17 protein-coding genes, 1 tRNA gene and 1 pseudogene are annotated in these 16712 nt (G+C 58.7%); 9 read left to right on the forward strand and 10 right to left on the reverse strand.

Annotated elements, in window-relative coordinates:
- Position 1: 1 nt before the first annotated feature.
- Entirely contained in the window at positions 2–1099 is a 1098-nt protein-coding gene (lptG, locus tag ACZ1HN_RS13430; RefSeq protein ID WP_472727869.1) for an LPS export ABC transporter permease LptG, read from the reverse strand.
- A complete protein-coding gene (gene lptF / locus ACZ1HN_RS13435; RefSeq protein WP_472727870.1) occupies positions 1096–2223 on the reverse strand; it encodes an LPS export ABC transporter permease LptF in 1128 nt (375 codons plus the stop codon). Before lptF ends, lptG begins: the two co-directional genes overlap by 4 nt.
- A 161-nt stretch (positions 2224–2384) precedes the next feature.
- Here lptF and ACZ1HN_RS13440 point away from each other — a divergent pair, with 161 nt between their 5' ends.
- Positions 2385–3857 carry a leucyl aminopeptidase gene (locus ACZ1HN_RS13440; protein WP_472727871.1) on the forward strand — a complete coding sequence of 491 codons (1473 nt, stop codon included), beginning with the start codon at positions 2385–2387 and terminating at the stop codon, positions 3855–3857.
- 1 nt (position 3858) lies between these two features.
- Positions 3859–4314, forward strand: coding sequence for a DNA polymerase III subunit chi (locus tag ACZ1HN_RS13445; RefSeq protein ID WP_472727872.1), 456 nt, complete (start codon positions 3859–3861; stop codon positions 4312–4314).
- A 37-nt stretch (positions 4315–4351) separates the two neighbouring features.
- Here the strand turns inward: ACZ1HN_RS13445 and ACZ1HN_RS13450 are convergent, their stop codons facing one another.
- The 3 genes and pseudogenes from ACZ1HN_RS13450 to ACZ1HN_RS13460 form a co-directional block, all read right to left on the reverse strand.
- Positions 4352–4933, reverse strand: a complete 582-nt coding sequence (locus ACZ1HN_RS13450; RefSeq protein WP_472727873.1) for a retropepsin-like aspartic protease family protein — start codon at positions 4931–4933, stop codon at positions 4352–4354.
- Between the two features lie 31 nt (positions 4934–4964).
- Positions 4965–5588, reverse strand: coding sequence for a MarC family protein (locus tag ACZ1HN_RS13455; protein WP_472727874.1), 624 nt, complete (start codon positions 5586–5588; stop codon positions 4965–4967).
- 98 nt (positions 5589–5686) lie between these two features.
- Positions 5687–7533, reverse strand: a pseudogene (locus ACZ1HN_RS13460) (ABC-F family ATP-binding cassette domain-containing protein).
- 45 nt (positions 7534–7578) lie between these two features.
- Between ACZ1HN_RS13460 and ACZ1HN_RS13465 the strand changes: the two are divergent.
- Both ACZ1HN_RS13465 and ndk read left to right on the forward strand, forming a co-directional pair.
- The gene (locus ACZ1HN_RS13465; RefSeq protein WP_472727875.1) at positions 7579–8772 is read left to right on the forward strand and encodes a multidrug effflux MFS transporter; all 1194 of its coding nucleotides are present in this window, start codon (positions 7579–7581) and stop codon (positions 8770–8772) included.
- A gap of 59 nt (positions 8773–8831) precedes the next feature.
- Positions 8832–9254, forward strand: a complete 423-nt coding sequence (ndk, locus tag ACZ1HN_RS13470; RefSeq protein ID WP_265020699.1) for a nucleoside-diphosphate kinase — start codon at positions 8832–8834, stop codon at positions 9252–9254.
- Positions 9255–9591: 337 nt separating this feature from the next.
- On the opposite strand, the gene ACZ1HN_RS13475 is transcribed toward ndk, so the two are convergent.
- The 3 genes from ACZ1HN_RS13475 to ACZ1HN_RS13485 all read right to left on the reverse strand — a co-directional run bounded on the left by ACZ1HN_RS13475 (position 9592) and on the right by ACZ1HN_RS13485 (position 11594).
- A complete protein-coding gene (locus ACZ1HN_RS13475; protein WP_299702579.1) occupies positions 9592–9921 on the reverse strand; it encodes a TfoX/Sxy family protein in 330 nt (109 codons plus the stop codon).
- 229 nt (positions 9922–10150) lie between these two features.
- Positions 10151–11068, reverse strand: a complete 918-nt coding sequence (locus ACZ1HN_RS13480; protein WP_472727876.1) for an aldose epimerase family protein — start codon at positions 11066–11068, stop codon at positions 10151–10153.
- A gap of 124 nt (positions 11069–11192) precedes the next feature.
- Entirely contained in the window at positions 11193–11594 is a 402-nt protein-coding gene (locus tag ACZ1HN_RS13485; protein ID WP_472727877.1) for a VOC family protein, read from the reverse strand.
- Positions 11595–11799: 205 nt separating this feature from the next.
- On the opposite strand from ACZ1HN_RS13485, the gene ACZ1HN_RS13490 reads away from it, so the two are divergent.
- The 5 genes from ACZ1HN_RS13490 to ACZ1HN_RS13510 all read left to right on the forward strand — a co-directional run bounded on the left by ACZ1HN_RS13490 (position 11800) and on the right by ACZ1HN_RS13510 (position 15587).
- Positions 11800–12159, forward strand: coding sequence for a VOC family protein (locus ACZ1HN_RS13490; RefSeq protein WP_472727878.1), 360 nt, complete (start codon positions 11800–11802; stop codon positions 12157–12159).
- A 94-nt stretch (positions 12160–12253) separates the two neighbouring features.
- Positions 12254–13171 (forward strand): aminotransferase class IV, encoded by a 918-nt coding sequence (locus tag ACZ1HN_RS13495; protein ID WP_472727879.1) that lies wholly within the window; start codon positions 12254–12256, stop codon positions 13169–13171.
- Positions 13172–14067: 896 nt separating this feature from the next.
- Complete coding sequence (locus ACZ1HN_RS13500; RefSeq protein WP_472727880.1) at positions 14068–14661, forward strand: DUF6778 family protein; 594 nt, start codon at positions 14068–14070, stop codon at positions 14659–14661.
- 155 nt (positions 14662–14816) lie between these two features.
- Positions 14817–15083 carry a hypothetical protein gene (locus tag ACZ1HN_RS13505; RefSeq protein ID WP_472727881.1) on the forward strand — a complete coding sequence of 89 codons (267 nt, stop codon included), beginning with the start codon at positions 14817–14819 and terminating at the stop codon, positions 15081–15083.
- 21 nt (positions 15084–15104) lie between these two features.
- Positions 15105–15587, forward strand: a complete 483-nt coding sequence (locus tag ACZ1HN_RS13510) for a hypothetical protein (RefSeq protein ID WP_472727882.1) — start codon at positions 15105–15107, stop codon at positions 15585–15587.
- A 53-nt stretch (positions 15588–15640) separates the two neighbouring features.
- Here ACZ1HN_RS13510 and ACZ1HN_RS13515 read toward each other — a convergent pair.
- Both ACZ1HN_RS13515 and ACZ1HN_RS13520 read right to left on the reverse strand, forming a co-directional pair.
- A tRNA-Asn gene (locus ACZ1HN_RS13515) sits at positions 15641–15715 on the reverse strand.
- 70 nt (positions 15716–15785) lie between these two features.
- Complete coding sequence (locus ACZ1HN_RS13520; protein ID WP_472727883.1) at positions 15786–16706, reverse strand: MBL fold metallo-hydrolase; 921 nt, start codon at positions 16704–16706, stop codon at positions 15786–15788.
- Positions 16707–16712 lie beyond the last annotated feature (6 nt).

Genomic DNA, 16712 nt, shown 5'->3' on the forward strand with positions numbered 1-16712 from the left:
GTCACCCGTCCTCGGCCTGTAACAGAAGGCCCAGTGCCAGAAGAATGGAGGCGACAGGTGGTGCCCATGCCGCCAAGAGCACTGGTATCTGGCCATTTTCGCCCAGTATCTGTGCAAAGCTCCGGATGAAGTACAAACCAAACCCCAGCAACACTGCAGCGAGCACGGCCGTGCCGGTCCCCCCAAAGCGGGTATGGCGCATCGTGAACGCTGCGGCAACAAGAACCATGCCCATGAGGAAGATTGGGCGTGCGAGTTCGGATTGCATCCAGACCACATGCTTGCGTGCAGAAAATCCTGCCTGTTCCAGCTGCGTGATGAACTCGGGCATATCCCAAATTGACACACCCGCCGGTGTGCCAAGACGTTCGCGTATGCCGTCGAGCGTTAGGGTCGAAGGAATCTCGAGGACATCCTGCTCGACTGCGTTTGCCTCTGGATTGATCCCGGTGGCCAGAGGCCAGGCTTTTGCATTGCGCAGCGACCACGCACCGTCCCGCAGTGCCGCGCTGCCTGCTTCGATTCGACGGACGGGTCCGCCATTCGGTGCATAGGCAACGAATGTAACGTCATAAAGCACCGACGCATCTGCATTTGATCGCGCCGCACGGATAACGGTTTGGCCCGTTTCTCCACCTTGCCGAAGCCAAAGGCCTTCTTCTGAAATGGATACTGCAGATACACCACCTGAACGATAGGTTTCAGCGAGGGTTGCGTACTGCTTGGACGTGGCCGCAACGATAGGACCGAGTGTTGTGGTGGCCAGAACTCCAATAACGATAGAAACCGCCACCGGGCCAATAAGTGCGCGTATCGCGGATCGTCCTGCCGCACGTGTCACCACCAATTCAGATGACCTGGCGAGAGAAACAAAAAGGGCGATCGTACCGAGTATCATGATCAGAGGCAGGATCTGATTGAGCGTCTTCGGCACGTTGAGCATGGTCAGGCCAATCCGCTGACCAAACCCAACATCGAAATCCGCGAACTCACGGGTCTGATCGATGAGATCAACGAGAACAACAAGAGCGGTCAAAACTGCGGCGATCGTGAGCAGAGCCAGAGCAAAACGCCGCGCGAAGTAAAGGTGCAGGATCATGTAAAGCGTTCCCGCAATCTACGCAGCTTAAGGCCACCGCTCGATGAGACCCAAAGCAGCCCCGTGATCAGCGCCAGCCCGATGACTGAAGGCGTATAGAGGATCGGCCACATACGCGCATCTGCAAGCACTGGGCCAGACAACGTGCTGCGCATTCCGTCGAGTGCGATCAGCAAGAGAAAGGCGATGACGATCTCGCGCCAGACGCCAAAACGCGAATACCCACCAACAAGAAGCGTCGCGAAGCCGATCATAGCCGTGACAAAGCAAAATGCGGCACGGGCGAAGCGGCTATGCAATTCTTCGGCGATCGAACCAGTCGTTGTTCCAAGAGACGTCGCCAACAGATCCCAATTGGTCAGCAATGCACTTGTGCGCAAGAATTGAAGTGACAGTGCGACTTGTTCATCGGTGTTCATCAGCGGCGAAATATCGAAGGAGAAATCCTGAAATTTTGCAGTTGAGAGCCGATTGTCAGACGTTGCAAGACGCTGAGCAAGCCCGTCCACCATAATCAGCGATGTGCCGTCGCCATTGCGTATGAGATATGCCTCGGCTGCTGTGTAGATCACGCGCTCATTCGGAGCGCGTCGATCTGCGAGGAACACGTCCTGCAGAACGCCGTCTTCGCCGATGGCACGCGTGTAAAAGGTAACGCCGCGAGTCGGGTTTAGGAACGCGCCCTCAGTCAACAGCCGCGACGTTACATTCCTTGATATTTCGGCCTCACGTTCCGACAGTTGCTGACTGGCGGCAGGGACAAGCATGTGGCTAAGAACGGACATCATCAACGCCGAAATCAAGCCGAACACGGCTACCGGTCGCGCAAGCCTCCATGGGGATGACCCGGTGGACTGCATCACCGTCAGTTCACTCTCATTGTTCATGCGATTGGTAACGTAAACGGCCGCTGCAAAGGTTGCGATCGGCAGAACCGTGGTGATTAGCCGCGGCAGGCCAAGGGCCGAAAATTCCAGAAAGACCAGCGCTGTTTGTCCATCACCGATCAAGCGATCAAACAATTGCACGGCCTGGTTGATCCAGAATACGGCCACCAGCACAAGGGCGAAAAAGCCAAAGAGCCACAGAAGCTGTGACAACATATAGCGGTCGAACTTGACCAAGGGCCCCCCGGTTGTGTCTTTTTGTTACAGTTAGACGCGGCAGCGTGTGCCGCGAACCTAACTCAACCGATCGGCGGGGAAAACTCCTAAACTGTCCATTGTGCTGGTCAGTCCAGCAGCGCCGGGTTACGTCTGTCTGAGACAAACCAACGGAGCATATGATGACTGACCTGACCCCCGTCACCTTCACCGCCACAGATTTGGATGCTCTTGCCGGGCACGAAGGACGGGTGGCCGTTATTGTCACACCCGAAGGCAAGTTGGAGCAAAGCGCGCGTCGCGTGAACCGCCTAACCAAAGGGGCAATTCAACGGTTTGTCGACAGTGCTGCGTTTGAGAAGGTCAAAGCGGGGCAGGTTACGACCTTTGATTGGCCCGTTGGCCTAGCAGCAGAATCGCTCGACGTGATCTGCTTGGCGCGCAACCATTCCGTGGAAGATGCACGCAAGGCTGGTGCGGCTCTCGGGAAATTGCGCGGTGGCAAGGCTGCGCTGCTGGCTGCCGATGGTGCGCGGCGCGTTGCCGAGATCGTATTTGGACTGGTAATGCGTGATTACGACTTCTCAGCTCACAAGACCGATGCAGAGGTCAAGGACACCGGTGTGTTGGTCATGTGCTCAAAACCGGAAGATGCCGAAGAAGCGGCCGGTCCGCTAATGGCAATTGCGGATGGCACCTTCATGACTCGCGATCTGGTAAATGAACCAGCCAATGTGCTGACGACGACAGAATTTGCAAATCGCCTGACCGACATGAAAGACCTTGGGCTCGAGGTCGAGGTGTTGGAAGAGGCCGATCTGGAGCGACTGGGCATGCGCACGCTTTTGTCCGTGGGGCAGGGGTCTGACAGCCCGTCCAAGGTCGTGGTCATGCAGTGGAAGGGCGGGGCCAAGGACGCTGCGCCGTTGGCGCTGGTCGGCAAAGGGGTCGTGTTTGATACCGGCGGCATCAGCCTGAAACCTGCAGCGGGCATGGAAGACATGACCATGGATATGGGCGGTGCCGGTGTCGTCGCAGGCACCATGCGCGCACTCGCCAAGCGCAAGGCCAAGGCCAATGTGGTCGGACTGGTCGGGTTGGTCGAAAACATGCCTTCCGGCAATGCGACCCGGCCCGGAGACGTCGTGACTTCGATGAAAGGGGACACGGTCGAGATCATAAACACGGATGCCGAGGGTCGTTTGGTGCTGTGTGATGTCATGTGGTACGCGCAAGAACGTTTTGAACCTGCTGGCATGATTGACCTAGCGACATTGACCGGTGCCATCATCATTGGTTTGGGGCACGAGAACGCGGGTGTGTTTTCCAACAATGATGACTTCTGCAATGCTTTCCTGAAGGCGGCGGACAAAGAGCATGAAGGCGCATGGCGCATGCCGTTGGGCAAAGCCTACGACGATCTGCTCAAGTCGCGGATTGCGGATATGAAAAATATCGGCGGCCGGCCTGCAGGTTCCGTCACAGCGGCGCAATTCCTGCAACGCTTTGTCAAAGCCGAAACGCCTTGGATTCATCTGGACATTGCGGGCGTGGCATCGGTCAAGTCAGCGACCGCGTTGGCACCCGCCGGTGCGACCGGCTGGGGGGTGATGGCATTGAGCCGCCTTGTGGCCGATAGTTACGAGACGGAGTGATATGGGGGCTGCCTATTTCTATCACCTGACTCGGCGACCGCTTGAGGCCACGCTGACCATGCTTCTGGGAAAATCCTTGCAAGCGGGTTGGCGTGTGGCCGTGCGTGGGCCCGATGTTGCCCGGTTGGGGTGGCTGGATGAAAAGCTGTGGCTGGGAGCGGATGAAGGTTTTCTGCCGCACGGGATGGCCGGTGGCCCGCACGATGCCGATCAGCCGGTCTTGCTGACCACCGGACCAGCGGCCAATGGGGCAACCTGCGTGATGAGTATTGATGGAGCAGAGGTGACAGCCGATGAGGTGGCTCAGCTGGATCGGGTCTGCGTCCTGTTCGACGGGAATGATCCTGCTGCGCTGGATGTTGCGCGGGGGCAATGGAAGGCATTGAAGGACGCAGGTGCATCCGCGCAATACTGGTCCGAAGAAAGCGGACGGTGGGAAAAGAAGGCCGAAACCTGATCTAGGGCGAGATTTTTCGGCGAAAAATCTTGGCCGCTTAGCGGCTGAGTGTCATCTCTCCGCCTGCGATTTCGATGCGGCCCCAGCGCTGCAGATATCCCATCCCGAGCAGGGATTGATCAAGCGCACCGTCATTCACGACAGCAGGTACGTTGGTGTCCTCATGCGGACCGATGGCCACTGTATCAAGACGTACGGGCGCTGTGCGCACCTCACCATTGGCTGTGGCGGCGCGGCCAAGGAAATTCAGATTTGCCGGGTCCAATCCGGCCCCAGCGGCATCGGCACGGTTCAGCACGATATCTGTCGCGCCGGTATCGATGATGAAATCGGTGGACTGACCGTTGATGTCGAGGGTCAGGTAGTAATGCCCGTCAAAGCTGCGCGGGATGGTGATTGTGCCACTGTCATCAAACCGGGTCTGATTGACCAGCAGATCGTCCTGGATGTCGCCCCACAACCCCACAACCGCAACAGCGCCGATAAAGATCAGAGCCCAGATCGCTGCCATCTGCATCGTCTGGCCAAGCTTGAGTTTCGAGGTCAGAAGAAATCCGCCCCCCAACACCAGCGCGAAGGTTCCAAGATAGATCAGTTGTGCAATGTTATCGCCACTCATGGGTCACATATATATAAAGTGTTGGGGTTTGTTAGCCCGGCATCAGCCCGAAATTACTGAGACCATCCAGCACGAATTGGACCGAAAGCGCGGCCAGCAACATGCCGAGAAGGCGCGTCACGACCGTGATCCCTGTCTTTCCCAGCGCGCGTTCCAGTATGCCTGACGCAAGAAATAGCACAAGACAAACGCCCAATACGAGGGCGGTGATCGCCAGGACGAGCGCCAATCCCTCAACCCCCGGTTTCTGGCCTGTCAGCAGGATGACCGATGCAATGGCACCGGGACCGGCGATCAGGGGGATTGCAAGGGGGAAGACCGACGGGTCGTCATGATCCTCGTCGTCAGCTTGATCCTCGCGGCGCTTGGTGCGCCGTTCGAACAGCATGTCGAGCGCGGTGAGAAACAACAGAACACCACCTGCGACCCGGAACGCAGGCATCGAGATACCGACAAAACCCAACACTGCCTCGCCAAACAGGGCGAAGACAATCAGGATGATCATGCCGATGGCGCAGGCCCGCACCGCTATGGCGCGGCGCTGGCGTTCGGGCACGCCTTGGGTCAGGGCCACGAAGAGCGGGGCAAGGCCGATGGGATCGATCACCACGAACATGGTCACGAAGGCGGTGATAAGGAAAGCGGTGTCTATCATGGTGTTTTCACATTGCGCGCCTGCGGCGCGTTTGATCCTTTTGGGATGAGGGGCGCTGCCCCTCACACTCCCCGTGGTATTTTCGGTCAGAAGAAAGGTCAGGCGTTTTCCGCGGTTTCCAACTTTTCCAGATCTTGCATCCATAGGGCTTCGGCGCGGTCGAGTGCATCCATGACCTCGGCATACTTCTTTTGCCAGACTTCCATTTCTCCGATCTTGGCGTCTTCATAGAGGTCCGGATCGGCCAGTTTGTTGGCGAGCTTGTTCCGCATCTGGTTCAACTTTTCCACGCGCGCCTCGGATTTGCGCGCCTCTGACCGCAGCGCGACGACAGCTTCACGGCTGGGCTTTTTGGTTTTCGGACGTTCGGTTTTGGCCCTTTTTGCAGGTTTGCCATCACTAAGCAGCAGCTTGCGGTACGCTTCGAGGTCGTCCTCGAACGGTTTGACCGTGCCGTTCGACACCAGCCACAGCCTGTCCGCGACGAGTTCTAGGAGGTGCATGTCGTGGCTGACCAGGATGACGGCACCCGTGTAGTTCGTCAGGGCTTCCACCAAGGCTTCGCGGCTTTCGATGTCTAGGTGGTTGGTTGGTTCGTCGAGGATCAGCATGTGAGGCGCATCGAGCGTTGCCAATAGCAGAGACAAGCGTGCCTTTTGCCCGCCAGACAGTTGGCCGACCAAAGTGTTCGCCTGTTCGGCCATCAGGCCGAAACCCGACAGACGTGCGCGCCATTTCGCAGGGGATTCCGACGGGCGTTCACGGCGCAGGTGATCAAGCGGGGTTTCATCCACATGCAATTCGTCCACCTGGTGCTGCGCAAAGTACCCGATCCGCAGCTTGGACGATTTGGTCATCTTGCCAGACATGGACGGCAGGCGATCGCTGAGCAGCTTGGACAAGGTGGATTTGCCCTGACCGTTTTTGCCCAAAAGCGCGATGCGGTCGTCCTGATCGATGCGCAGGTTTAGCTTGGACAGAACGGTGGTGTTGCCATAGCCGGTGCTTAAGCCGTCGAGGTGGATAATGGGCGGCGACAACTCCTCGGGGTTGGGGAAGTCGAACCGCTTCAGACCCGCTTCTTGCGGTGTTGTGATGGGTTGCATCTTGGACAATGCCTTGAGCCGCGATTGCGCTTGCCGCGCCTTGTCGGCCTTGTAGCGGAAGCGGTCGACATAGGATTGCAGGTGGACGCGGCGGGCTTCCTGTTTCTTGGCCATCGCGGCGGCATTGGCCAACTTTTCGGCCCGTTGCCGCGCGAACTGGTCATAGGGGCCCTGGTAGTAGGTCAGCTTGCGGTCCTCGAGGTGCAGGATCGCGCTCACCGCCCGATTCAGCAAACCACGGTCGTGACTGATGATGACGACCGTGTGCGGGTACTTGGCAAGGTAGGATTCCAGCCACAGCGCCCCTTCGAGGTCGAGGTAGTTCGTTGGTTCATCGAGAAGCAGCAGGTCGGGCTGTGCAAAGAGCACCGCAGCCAGTGCCACGCGCATGCGCCAGCCCCCGGAGAAATCTGCGCAGGGCTTGAGCTGTTCGTCATCGTCAAAACCAAGACCCTTGAGGATCGTGGCGGCGCGCGCCTCGGCTGACCAAGCGTCGATATCGGCCAGGCGCGTCTGGATTTCGGCAATGCGTGTGGCGTCATCGGTGTCTTCGGCCAACAGGGCTGCGCGCTCCGTATCCGCCGCCAGAACTGTGTCGATCAGGGATGTGTCGGAGGCTGGAACTTCTTGTGCCACACCACCAATCCGCGCGCCGGAGGGCAGGGCGATATCGCCGGACTCCAAGGCCAACTCCCCCGGATCAGGCGAAAGAGCGTGGTCTTGCCCGTGCCGTTGCGGCCCACGAGGCCAACCTTGTGTCCTTCGGGGATTACGGCGCTGGCACCCTCGAACAAAGGGCGTCCTGCAATGGCGTAGGTGATGTCTGATATTCGCAGCATGGCCGCGCTCTAGCAGAGGGGGCAGAGGCGTGCTAGCCCCTGCGGATGACCCGAACCCAACCACACCTTGCGACCCTTGTTTTGCTGACGGCGCTGAGCGTGCTGACGTTGAACATGTTCCTGCCCGCCTTGCCTGCCATGCGCGAGGCATTTGGCGTGTCCGAGGCGGTCATGGGGCGATCGATCTCGCTTTACATGTTGGCGGCGGCGGTGCTGCAACTGCTGCTGGGTCCGCTGTCGGACAGGTTGGGGCGGCGGCCTGTCATTCTGGGGCTTCTGGTCCTTTACGCTGTGGCGTCCATCCTGTGTCTGTTGACCGAGAACATTACGCTTTTTCTGATTGCGCGGACCGGTCAGGCCGTGGCGGTGGGTGGCGGTATTCTGGCCTCTGCCGTGGTGCGTGACATGTACGAGGGGCGACAGGCTGCGGCGAAGTTGTCGTTGATTGCCTCAGCCATGGCGATTGCGCCGATGCTTGCCCCGATGGTGGGCGGGCTGTTGGAAACTGCATTTGGCTGGCGTTCGGTCTTTGTGACCTATGCGCTGCTTGGAACCGTGTTGCTGCTGTGGTGCCTTCGCGATCTGGGAGAGACGCACGCGCCCGGCCCGGGGCGCAGTATGCGGGTGGGCGCGTTGCTGCGTGAACGGTTGTTCTGGGCCTATGTCGGGGTGCAGGCGCTGGGGGTCGGCGCGTTCTACATGTTTTTGACGGGGGCACCTTTTGTTGCGGCGGATGTGTTTGGTCTGGAGCCCGCCCAGATCGGCATCGCGCTCGGATCGACAACTGCTGGCTTTATGTTCGGTGCTGGTCTGTCGGCGCGATTGGCTGAGCGGGTTGGACCAATGCGCCTGATCTTGATCGGGCGGACGTTGCCAATTTTGGCGCTGGGGGCGGCGATCATCTACTACATGAATGGGGGCGTTTTGGTGGTGCCGCTGTTCCTGAGCACCATCGTGGTTGGCATTGGCAATGGGCTGTCGCTGGCCAACGCCAATGCCGGTGCCTTATCCGTTCGACCCGACCTTGCGGGCAGCGCATCGGGGTTCAGCGGAGCGGTCGCGCTGGGGCTTGGCGCGGTGCTGAGTTGGTTTACCACAGCCGTGTTGGGCGATGGCGCGACGCCCGAGGGCCTGCTCTTGTTGATGCTTTCGGCGCTTGCTCTGGCGTTGGCAATGGCGGCCGCCGCCGCTGCTTGGGAGCCGGGCGAGACAGGGGTTTCCAAGCACAAAACCCCATGATACGGGGGCCCAGATTTTCGCGCCGGGACGGTCCCGGCTGCGGCTGACAGGAGACACCCATGGCCCTCGAGCGCACCTTTTCCATCATCAAACCCGATGCAACCCGCCGCAATCTGACAGGCGCAATCAACGCCAAGTTCGAAGAAGCTGGCCTGCGTGTCGTTGCGCAAAAGCGCATCCACCTGACCAAGGCGCAAGCGGGCGAATTTTATAAGGTGCATGCTGAGCGTCCCTTCTATGACGAGCTGTGCGAATTTATGGCGTCGGCCCCGATCGTGGCGCAGGTTCTGGAAGGCGAAGGCGCCATTGCCAAGAACCGTGAAGTGATGGGTGCCACCAACCCCGCCGACGCAGCCCCCGGCACCATCCGCGCCGAGTTTGCCGAGAGCGTTGGCGAGAACTCGGTTCACGGGTCGGACGCGCCTGAGACGGCTGCGGTTGAGATCGCGTATTTCTTCTCGGGTCTGGAGTTGGTGGGCTAAGCGACCCGCACATCCCGTGCAGAGACATGACACCGGCGTGCCCCATGGGCGCGCCGGTTTTCTTTTGTTGATCAAGGATTAACGGAGCGGGCGGGCAACGGTTATCATTTTTGCAGAGAGCAACATGAGGATCATTCTTTAATATTCTGTAATTAAACAGATTTACCATCTCATTTCATCGGTGCCCTTTGTACACCATGCGTACACCCCCTGTGCACCCCCCGTACACCGGCTTTGGGGTCACGAGAGATGCCGATACAACATGTTGCGCGGCCAAGACTGTTGTTGGTTCGGGTTAAGATCGCGTCACTGCACCGTGCGGTGGCAGGGGCACGGGTCAGGCTTTGGCAATGACGCCGATTTCGTTCAAGGTACGCTCGAAATCGCTGAGCCCCTTGTCGAAGGCTTGGGCCTTGATCGCGTCAAAGCGTTTGCGCAGCGCTTTCTTCTCTTCGCCCTTGCAGTCGTTCCATGGGCGGCCTTGCAGCCCCATGACCAGCACGTAGTAGCCGATAAAATGGGGACGAATGCCGGATCGCAGCAGGCGGGCATATGCGTCATCCGCACCAAGCGTACGCAATGTGTCAGCATCCGGTATGCCGGCCTTGGCACAGGCTGCGTCCATGGCAGGCCCAAGGTTGCGGATCGAAGAAACGGGATCGCTCATGGCGCAAGATTAGCCGCAGCCCCGGGCGCTGTCACCCGCGATCAGATGCTGGCGTAGTCGGTAAAGTAGGGCGCTGGTTTCGTGTCCTTCTTGGACCCCTGTTTGGGAGGCTTGGGACGTTCTTTGCTCGACATTTTGGTACCTCATACATTGAACACTCCGCGTTCGTGTGCGCGGTAAACACAGCCCAGCATGGAATTGTGCCGCCGGGATGGTTCAAATGTGGCAATTATGTGGCGGGTTGCAGTGTGAACTGTGTGACTTGTGAATACGGGTGATCCTGCGTGCAGATCACGTTTGGAAAGTGGGGGTGGTTCACGGCATCGGGCCAACCTTGAGGTTCCAGCGCAACGCCAGTCAGCGGGGCAATGTCCGCCTCGGGGATCGTTGGAAGGAAAGCTCCAGAATAGACCTGCAACCCCGGTTCGGTGCTGGCAATCTCAAGAATATACGAGGGTGTTGTCAGTGTTGCCATGGGGGCTGGCTGAGCCTTCGCCTGTTTGGCAACGCAGAAATTATGATCTGTGCCCGGGTCGATGGGCCGCGCGGTCCGGTGGTCAAATGGGGTATCCTCAACGGGCGCAATGACACCTGTTGGCAGATTGGCATGATCCGTGGGGAGGTAGTGCGAGGCGTGGATGTGGAGCGTATGTTCGGGCGTGACGCGCCAATAGGGGTGGTGCGCGATAGAAGCGGGTGTCGGCGCGTCCGTTGTCATCGTGACCCGGAATGTCAGCGTGTTGTCGGCCACCTCGAACCATACTTCGATATCGCGGTTTCCCGGCAGACCGCCGTGACCGTCTGGCAGGTGATGGGTCAGTTGCAATGCGGTGCGGTCCTGTGCGGCGACTGTCCATATGGCCCGATCCAGCCCATCCGGTCCGCTGTGAAGCGCCGTGGCTCCGTTTTCGTTGCATGGCATCTGATGCGTCGTTTCGCCGATGGATACCTGTCCCCCGCAAACCCGGTTTGCAACTGGTCCCACGATGGTGCCGCCATAGGCATCGCGCAGCTCTTGGGACGTTGTATCATCTACGTCCAGAACAAGGTTTGGCCCATTGTCCAAACACAGGCTGCGCATGCGCGCCCCGTCGGGATCGAAGGTGGCAATCAGACGGTTGGAACGGATGGAGTATGTGGTGCTCATGCCTGCACAATGTCAAAGGGAACAGTCAGGTGCAAACAGGCAATACGGGCTAGGCGGGATACCGACGGACGTGTTTTTCTGCGTGACCGTGGCGCCGAGTGAGGCGCGTTTATCCCTCTGAATTCTATGGATTTACTTTGCCATCATAGCACGCAAAGGCGAGCTTGTTTCCGTCCAGATCGCGCACATAGGCCACATAGAATTTGTCGCCGTAACTTTCTGGGCGGAAGCCCGGTTTGCCTTCGTCAGAGCCGCCACCACGCATGGCAGTCTCGTACAGCGTGTCGACCTCGGACGCGGTTTTGACCCGGAAGGCTGTCATGGTCCCATTGCCCGTGCTGGCAGGTTTGTCGTCAAATGGATAGCAGACAAAGAACCGGGGCACGGTTTCGTCATCCTTGTCACCCCATGATACCACCTGCGGGTCCTCAAAGCAGAGCGGAAGCCCCATATGTTCAAAGAGGGGCGCATAGAATGCCCTGGCTTCGTCCAGATCATCGGTTCCAAGTGTCACATACCCGATCATTTTGAGGTTCCCCGTTGTCTGGCTCTTGGCGGTTGGAGCGGGTCACTTTGGCGCCGCACTTGCAGACAGAATGGCAAGGTGCACCGAGTGACGCAAATGTGCATTCGTCATGTTCCGGCAAACGTCCGCTGTGCGATGGGGTCCCTACTTTCGTTTTCCTGTTCGCAATGGCAGCTTGGAGCGACAGTCCCACCCGGGAGGCGGCATGCTAAAAACCATCGACCATGTGCAACTGGCCATGCCGCAAGGCGAGGAAGATGCGGCGCGCGCCTTCTATGCCGGCGTTCTGGGGCTCTCCGAAGTTTCGAAGCCCGAGAACCTTGCGAAACGCGGCGGCTGCTGGTTCCAGCGTGGTGGTGTGAAGGTGCACCTTGGCGTGATGCAGGACTTTCGTCCGGCCACAAAGGCGCATCCTGCCTTTGTGGTTGATGATCTGTCCGAGATGCGCGGGCGGTGCGACGCGGCGGGTGTTTCCTGTGTTGACGACCAGCCATTGGAGGGGTTTGCACGCACCTATGTCTTTGATCCATTTGGCAATCGGATCGAGTTGATGGAGCGTCTTTAAACGCGGTCGTATCCTCGTGCTGCGGGTTTTGCTGTCGCGCACTCTTGCCCCGTACCGCAATGCGGTGGCATGAGGTTCTGCAAGGGGGCCATCCATGACAGACACACCAATCTCGACCCACGATGCGGCGGCGGATGATCGCAACGATCACATCCTGATCTATGTGGATGGGCGCATTGTCCCGCGGGCGGAGGCTGTCGTGTCTGTCTACGACAGTGGCTTCATGTTGGGTGATGGGATCTGGGAAGGGTTGCGCCTGTATGATGGGCATATCCCGTTCTTTGATGATCACCTGGATCGGCTGTTCGAGGCGTCGGCCTATACCGAGATCGAGATTGGGCTGGACCGTGCAGCGCTGAAGCAGGCCGTTTGGGATACGCTTGCGGCCAACGGGATGGAGACGGATGTCCATATCCGCCTGATGGTGACGCGGGGCCGCAAGGCCAAGCCGTTCCAGCACCCGCATCTGAGCCTGTGGGGGTCGACCATCGTCATCATTGCCGAGCACTCGAAGCCCGATGAAAGCGTCGTTGAGCGGGGCATTCGTCTGCATACGGTGCCGCATCACCGGGGGCTGCCGCTGACGCAGGATGCGAAACTCAACTCTCATTCCAAACTCAACTGCATCATCGCCTTGAACCATGCCGTGCGGGCAGGGGCGGATGAGGCGTTGATGCTGGACCCCTTTGGCTTTGTGAACACCACCAATGCCTGCAACTTCTTTGTCGTGAAGAAGGGCGAGGTTTGGACGTCTACCGGGGATTACTGCATGAACGGGATCACCCGGCAGAAGGTCATTGATCTGTGCCGGGCCGAGGGCATCCCGGTCTTCGAGCGCAACTATTCGCTGGTCGACACCTATGCGGCGGACGAGGCGTTTCTGACAGGAACCTTCGGTGCGCAAACGCCCGTGTTCGAGATTGACGGTCGCGTCATTGGCGGCGGCAAGGCCGGCCCTGTGTTCCTGCGCCTACGCGCGGCCTACAAACGGTTGATTAAGGCTGAACGCTGACGACCATCCGTGCGATTGGTCAACTGCTAGAAAGCATCGTATTCAATCGGTGCATCCATGAAAATGACACCTTATGGCGTGTCGTGGATGTGCGGGTGTTCGCTGGGGTGACCAAAGTATTCCGCGGTGGGTTCACCGCTGGGGCCTGAGGCATACAAAACGCTGACACTGTTTGTGTGGTCGAGGCCAGGGCTTTGCCGCACGCCAAAGTGGGCTGCGGTGCTTCCGGGTGTTGAAATATCGGATTGGCTGTTTGGCTGGCTCGTAACGCCTGTACCGTGTTACGTGCGCCTGTGAACAAGCAGATCTGCGCCACCGGCAACGTTGGCCTTGCCTTGATCCTTGCTGCCTGTGTCGTGCGGCGTGTATTCCGGTCTTTGAGTGGAACTATTCCCTTTTGAACGCATGTGCGACGGACGAAGCGTTTTTGACAGGCTCCTTTGGTGCGCAGACCATGGTGTTCCAGGCCGGTGGTTGTGCGGGTTGGTAGGCTCGATTCCCTTGAGCTGGTGCGCGGAGCACAAGGCACTGATTGCCAGCCGACGTTGATCCGTTTGATGACGGAGAAGTCCCGCTTGATTTCGTGTCGGCGGAATTGTTCCGGTTGAAAACGACTGGCTTGTTACATCGCGACAGCACACGTTACCGTAAAAAGATACTCCGTGCCGAACATGCTGCCAGGTGCTGCGTATTGGGGGACATGAGAAGTTTCGAGGGTGTACTTGTGTACGTGCTCTTGGCCTTTCCCCTCTTGCGTTAAACGAAGCCGCGTTGATGCTGGTGTCCGGGATTTTTGAATGTGTGGAGTTGCGTTTCTAAGAGCTTGAGGTTTCAAGGTGTACAAGGCTTTGACGGTGAGTTTGACGAGAAGAGTTCGTGCTTTTCGGAAGATCAGTTTGGGGGTTTTCGCAGCCTTCGCGCTTTCGGCTTGCACGCAGGTTTGGGAAACGAACTACGATCAGAATCCCAGCGCAGAACAATCGAAAGGTTGGCGACTGAATGCTGTGTCGGTGGACGTACCGCGGACGCTGACCGTTACCGAAGCCAATACGTTCTCTGCTGAGGCAGATATCGTGTGGCGCGGTGAGCTGCCCGGTGACCGCTACGCACAGGTCGAACGCATTATGCGCGAGGCAATCGAAAAGGGGGCCGCGGGGTTGCGGAACCGGGGACGTGCCGTCGATCTGCGCGTGACGGTGACCCGCTTTCACGCGGTGACAGATCGGACGCGGCGGCAGCTTTCGGCTGCGGGCGTGCACAACATCAACTTTGCCATTCAGGTCGTCGATGCGCGCAGCGGTGCGGTTCTGGCGGCGGAGCCGGACGTGTCGGCAGATCTTGTCGCCTTTAGCGGGCAGCAGGCTCTGGACGCGGAGGCGGCGGGGCAAACCCAGCGCGTTCGGATCGTGAACCATGTTGCAAATGTGATTGCCGGTTGGCTCGGGACAGGGCCGGATGTTCGGCAGAGCTTTTCCCGCGTTGGGATTTGAGCGGCTCGCTTTTTCGGCAGCACCGACAGGTGCGCAAGATTTGTTTCGGCGGTATCGGGATGGTGTGGAAAACTCTCTAACTTGGGCTTCTTTGCTGCGCCCTTGTCGCATGCGGCTTCCCGCGTCCCGGACCGAATGCACGTGAAATACTTGCATTGGCAGAGGCGTTGAATGCAGAAGTGCTGGCTGTTCCCGTCGACGCGCGTGTTGCACGCATTGCTGGGTCAGAGGACTTCAGCGCGCGAAGCTGCTTTCCGAACAGCTTTCTGGCCCGTGGCCGCATTGACCCGGAGTTGATTTATTCCTGCGATCTGTTGAGCGTGACGATCTCAAAAAACGTCGATGATGGACTGTTTGAAACGGTTGGTGGATCCACCACGCTGACCGAGGTGCAGGTGGGCTTACGGTCGAATCCGAACTGACCGAGGTTCTGGTACAACGCGGTGAGACGACCGGCAGCATTTTGGCTGGATGATCTTTTGGCAGAGCTGCGGTTTGACGTTGCTGTGCTCCCGGGGGATCAGATCACGGTCCGGCAGGACCGACGTGCCTTTACCGCGATCGGCACGGTGAGCGGGCAGGCCCTTGTCGAGTTTCCGAAACCAACGATCAACCTGATTGAAGCACTTGGCCTCGTCGGCGGCTTGGCACCGCAATCGGGCTATCCCAGCAGCGTGTTTGTCCTGCGCGAAGAGCCCCCGGAGCGGCTGCAACAATTAGCAGGCGCGGCCTTTACCGGACAGCAGCAAGCCATCTATGCCTTTGATCTGACCCAACCATCTGGCCTGTTCTTTGGCGGACGGTTCAACATCGGGGATGGTGACATTCTGTATGCGGCCGAGGCCCTGTATACCCAATTTCAGAAAGCGCTATCCGCTATCACTGGCGTTGCAACACCGGTTACAGGCATCAGCAATGCGATCTGATTGACCACGGATGTGGTGCTTCGGTACTGGCTATGCACTTTTATTGGGGAAATTGGCTCCGGCGGTAGGGATCGAACCTACGACCAATTGATTAACAGTCAACTGCTCTACCGCTGAGCTACGCCGGAACGGTTTGCGCCGTATAGCAAGGCCGATTCAGGTCGTCCAGAGGGTTTTGCAGGCCCGTGAACAAAAAAATCAAACTCCACCAATGCGTGCAAAACGGGCGTCATGTGCCAATGGATCGCTGGCTTCGATCTCTGATCGACCCATCAGGTCGATCAGATGAGCCAATACGTTGCGCGTGGCAGCAGGCAAGAGAGCCTTGGGCGTATCCACATAGACAAGTTGGGCGATCTGCACTGCGGTGGCGGGCCCTTTGTCAAGCGTCGCAAGAATGGCGGCTTCCCGGGTGCGACGATGCGCGATCAACCATTCCAGCCGTGCGGTCGGGTCGATCACTGGGCCTCCATGCCCGGGATAGAAAACGCGCCAACGCCTCCCGCGCAGCTTTTCGCAGGAGGCCATGAAATCTGTCAGATCGCCGTCAGGTGGAGACACCAGTGAACTGGCCCATCCCATGACGTGATCCGCCGTCAGGCAAGCGTCGCCAAACCCAAGGCAGATATGATTGCCGAGATGCCCCGGTGTGTGAATGACATCAAGGTGCCAATCCGGGCCGTTGATCACATCCCCGTCGCGTAGTCGGGTGTCGGGCGCAAAGGAGATATCGACACCCTCTCCTCCGCCTACAAGTCCGTTGTCCGCTAGGCCTTGCATGACGCTGCTTCGCCCATCCGTTGCCGTTCCAAACGCGAGCACGGGTGCGCCTGTGGCCTTGGAAAGGGGGGCAGCCAAAGGAGAATGATCCAGATGTGCATGTGTCACGATGATATGCGACACAAATTGTTCTGAACCGATTGCTCCCATGACCGCGTCAAGGTGCGCCGCGCTGTCTGGGCCCGGGTCGATCACCGCCAGAGCGGTTGTGCCCACAAGGTAAGTGTTTGTGCCTCGATAGGTCATCGGCGATGGATTTGGTGCCACGATGCGGCGCAGGCCGAGTTCCAGTACTTCGGAGATACCTATGGGTGGATCAAAATCGTCTGACGGCAGCATGGTGGT

Source organism: Tateyamaria sp. GN1-10 (genome assembly GCF_055693845.1).